1 protein-coding gene and 1 pseudogene are annotated in these 4,374 nt (G+C 38.2%); both read left to right on the forward strand.

What is annotated here, in order from left to right:
• Nucleotides 1-997, forward strand: a 997-nt coding sequence (locus MCQ_RS00005; RefSeq protein ID WP_006922743.1) for a Vomp family autotransporter, incomplete at its 5' end; no start/stop codon positions are given.
• A 636-nt stretch (nt 998-1,633) separates the two neighbouring features.
• Nucleotides 1,634-4,374 (forward strand): annotated as a pseudogene (locus MCQ_RS00010) (hypothetical protein); the annotation flags it as partial.

Raw genomic sequence — 4,374 nt, forward strand, 5'->3', positions numbered from 1 at the left:
TCAGCTCTATTCTCTGAATAAGACACTAGCGGCCTATTTTGGTGGTGGAGCAGGGTATATTGGTGGTCAGTGGATAGCTCCTAGTTTCAAGGTTTTGCAATTCAATGCAGATGGTAGTTTAGCTGATAAGAAGAGCTATCATGATGTAGCGAGTGCCTTTGATGGTGTAAGTGAGAGTATGACGAGTATCAACGAGCGTATAAAAGAGGTTTCGGATAATATTGATACGAATAGTTTGAATTGGAGTGAAGAAACAGGATCGTATGACGCTCTTCATAAAGGGGAAGCGAGTAAGATTACGAATGTATTGGATGGTAAGATAGCAGAAGGTTCGCAAGAGGTTGTGAATGGTGGCCAGCTTTGGCAGACGAATGAGAAGTTAAAAGATGTTGAGAATAGGGTAGATACGATTGATCAACAGGTACAAGATATCACGATTGCGGTCACGGATGGAGCTGTTAACTATGACAAAGATGGGGATGGGCAAAAGACCAATAGCATCACTCTCAAAGGTGGGAATGAAAGTGAACCAGTTTTGATTGAGAATGTTAAGGATGGTAGAATTGAAGAAGGCTCTAGGCAAGCTGTTAATGGCGGTCAGTTGCATGATTATACGGATCAGCAGATGAAGATAGTTCTTGATGATGCGAAAAAGTATACGGATGAGCAAGTCAGTAGTTTTGTCAATAATGGCGTTAACGAGGCGAAAGCTTATACAGATATGAAGTTTGAGGTGTTAAGTTATGCTATTGAGGATGTTCGGAAAGAAGCAAGACAAGCTGCTGCTATTGGTTTAGCAGTCTCTAACTTAAGTTATGATGATACACCAGGGAAGTTAAGTGTTTCATTTGGTACGGGCGTATGGCACAGCCAATCTGCCTTTGCTATTGGTGCTGGCTATATGTCTGAAGATGGAAGAATTCGCTCTAACCTATCTGCTACGAGTGCTGGTGGTCATTGGGGTGTAGGCGCTGGATTTAGAATAACACTAAACTAAAAGTAAAAACAAAATCGTCTTTATCTCAAAGATAAGGGCGAAGACGTTATTCTATAGAGACGAAAGTAATATGTACATCAAATAGAGATATTTGATAATATACAACCTTAATTCCATAGAAAATACTTAATCACGAGAATTGTTAATAAATAAAACACTATATTTCTTGTTGCTATCTTATTTAATATCCTGTAAATATTATAAGCTGGTATAATTAAAACTCATTATGACTAAAATTTTTCTGAAATAAAGAGTAAAAAATTGAGGTGAAGAAAACCTCCAACACTAGAAAAATCTAACTATAAAGAAAGTACTTACGGAATTTAAACATAACGCATCGATTTTGCTATTATATAAGCTTTCCATATATTTTCGTTCTTTTTCACTGCTTTAAAGCTAAAGTTACTTTCTATAACATACCATTTTCGAATAAAATATTCTAAAAATTAAAAAAAATGACTTATTTAATTTGCGTATTATTAATAATTAAAGAAAAATATGTCTTTTTTATGTTTGTTTGATGAATGCTCTACTTTAACTGATTTAAGGACTTATTACGAAAAAATACAGCAAGAAAAACCCTAACAACAAATTATGTCTTTTTTATGATTTAAATATGTTTTTTAGGGGGATATGATGAAAAAAAATACCATACTAACAGAAAACAAGTTGCGTTTTTCTCGTTCACCTTATCCGTGGTTTTTGGTTAAGGATGTTTTGTTTGTTGCAATGGTTGCATTTTTGTCAAATGTTTCTCTTGTAAGTGCCGGTGTGAGCGTGAATACTGGAGATGTGCAACCCAAGAATATTACTGCAAATGAGGGAGATCAGTCCGTTGCAGTTTCTACACCTGTAAATGAGCAAGCTGCGACATCCAATAATGATTTAGCATCACTGAACGCTGGTGTGACGAGTGTTGATGTGACTGCAAGTGCTGAAGGTCTACAAGCGAATAATATTAATGAAGGGTCTGAATTTGGAGGATTATTTGCAACTGCAAATGAGCCAATTGAGCCAATAATGCCATCAGATCATCATTCAACACAATTAATGATGGGGGGGGTGCCGATAGCTGTAGCAAATATGGTTGCTTCTAGAGCAAACTATAATGAGGACCATTCTTATGTTGTTGGTTATCAAACGAACAAACAAGGCAAGAATGTTGTTATTGTAGGTCCGTGGAGTCAGGCTCTTGATAATGACGCTATTGCCATAGGTAAACTCTCTAAAGCTCAAGGTGTGGGTAGTATTGCAATAGGTTCTGGCGTAACTACTGACAACGGTTCTACCGCATATAGCTATGCGTTTGGTACGAATTCGATAGCTTTGGGTGTTCTTACACAAGCTATGAGGGACAATGCTGTTGCTATAGGAACGAATACAATGGCGAGAGGTAATCATTCTCTTGCTGTTGGTGGGAAATCGGTTGCGATGGCAGACGAAGCTTCTGCTTTAGGTTATCGGGCAGTTGCAGTGACATCTACAAGTGTTGCTCTAGGGAGCAATTCTTTTTCCGATAAAGCTGCTGGTATTGCTGGTTTTAGTCCTTTGCTTAAAGGGGCGGCAACTAATACAGGGTTTGCATGGAAAAGTACGCTCAGCGCTGTGAGTGTTGGTAATGTTCCTAATGGGAAAACGCGCCAAATTACTGGAGTAGCAGCTGGTACTGAACTGTTTGATGCGGCTAATGTTGCACAATTAAAGTCGTTACAGATATATGTAGACAAAGGTTGGAAGCTTTCCGCTGGTGGGGCTAATGCCACAGCCGTTAGTATAGATAATACAGTGGATTTAGCGGCTGGAAACGATAATCTAAAGATTACAAAAGGCAATCAAGACAATAAAGTAAAATTTGATCTTGCTCAGGATATTACGCTCAATAGCGTAAAGGCAGGAAGCAACACCTTCAATGCAAATGGATTGGTGATTTCTAATGGTCCGCAAATAACGACAGCTGGTATTAATGCGGGAAATAAAAAAATTACAGGTTTAGAAAAGGGTATTGAAGGTACCGATGCGGTTAATAAAGCTCAGCTTGATGAAAGTTTGAACAATATTTCTAAAAAAGTTGATTTTACGAGTTCTTTTGCAATTCTCTACGATAAAAATTCAGATTACAATAGTAGCGTTAATTATAATAGCGTGACTTTAGGGAAAAAGGATAGCGGACCCGTTGCACTGCATAATGTAAAAGATGGGGAAATTTCTCAGCAATCGCATGACGCGATTAATGGTCGCCAGATTAATAAAATATCCCAAGATGTTGCCAAATATTTTGGTGGTGGAGCAGCATTTAATAACGGTGTTTTTACAGAACCATACTATAAATTATCTAAGGTTTCTAAAGAAGGTAAGGTAGAAAACACTTTATTTAACAATGTTGGTGAAGCATTTACTGGTCTTGATACGAATATTAAGAATGTCAATGATCGGATTAAGGATATTTCTCAAGGTGTTGCACAAGATTCTTTGTTGTGGGACGAGGCGGAAGGAGCCTTTATTGCAAAACATGGAAGGGGAGCGTTAAAAACCAATAGCAAAATTAAGAATGTTGAAGATGGTTTACTCTCCGCAGGCTCGACAGAGGCGGTGAATGGTTCGCAACTCTATTTTGTGAGTAATGTATTGTCTAGTTATTTGGGGGGTGGCGCTGGATACAAAGATGGTAAGTTGATTACTCCTACTTTCAAGATTGCGCAATTTAACGTCGATGGTAGTGGTGGTAATGAGAAGAGTTATAGTAATGTTGCTAGTGCTTTTACTGGTATCAACACTTCTTTCACAAATCTTAATCAAGAAATTATTGATGTAAAGAACAGTATCCTTGTTACGCAAGATGAAGGGATAAATCTTTTCCAAATTGTTAGTGGGGGTCGTTTACGCCTTAATAAGAAGATGGGTGTGGTTAGCATTGGCAAAGGAACCGGTGGCACTGAAATTAGTATTTTAAACAATGATAGTGCTAAACGGATAATTTCCGGCGTGGAGGCTGGAAGGCTTTCTGAAGATTCAACCGATGCAGTGAATGGAGCGCAACTTTATTCTATAGGCAAAACGGTTGCAACATATTTTGGCGGTAGCGCTGGGTATAATGAGAAAGGGGAATGGAGCGCTCCAAGTTTCAAGATTAAATCCTTCAAAAATGATGGCAGCGTTGTAGAGGCAAGCCATAATAGTGTTGCAGCTGCTTTTGAAGACGTCGGTGCTTCTTTCACGAATATTAAAAATGAGATTAAAAAAGACATTACCAATGTAATTACCAATGTAAAAGATGATAGTCTAGTTAAGTGGGATGAAGTGACGAAGCTAATCAAAATTGGTAGCGAAAAAGGTGGAGATAAAATCACTCTTGCCAATAGCCAAGAGGAGGCTCGGAC

The organism is Candidatus Bartonella washoeensis Sb944nv (genome assembly GCF_000278135.1).
In the GTDB taxonomy this organism is placed as follows: domain Bacteria; phylum Pseudomonadota; class Alphaproteobacteria; order Rhizobiales; family Rhizobiaceae; genus Bartonella; species Bartonella washoeensis.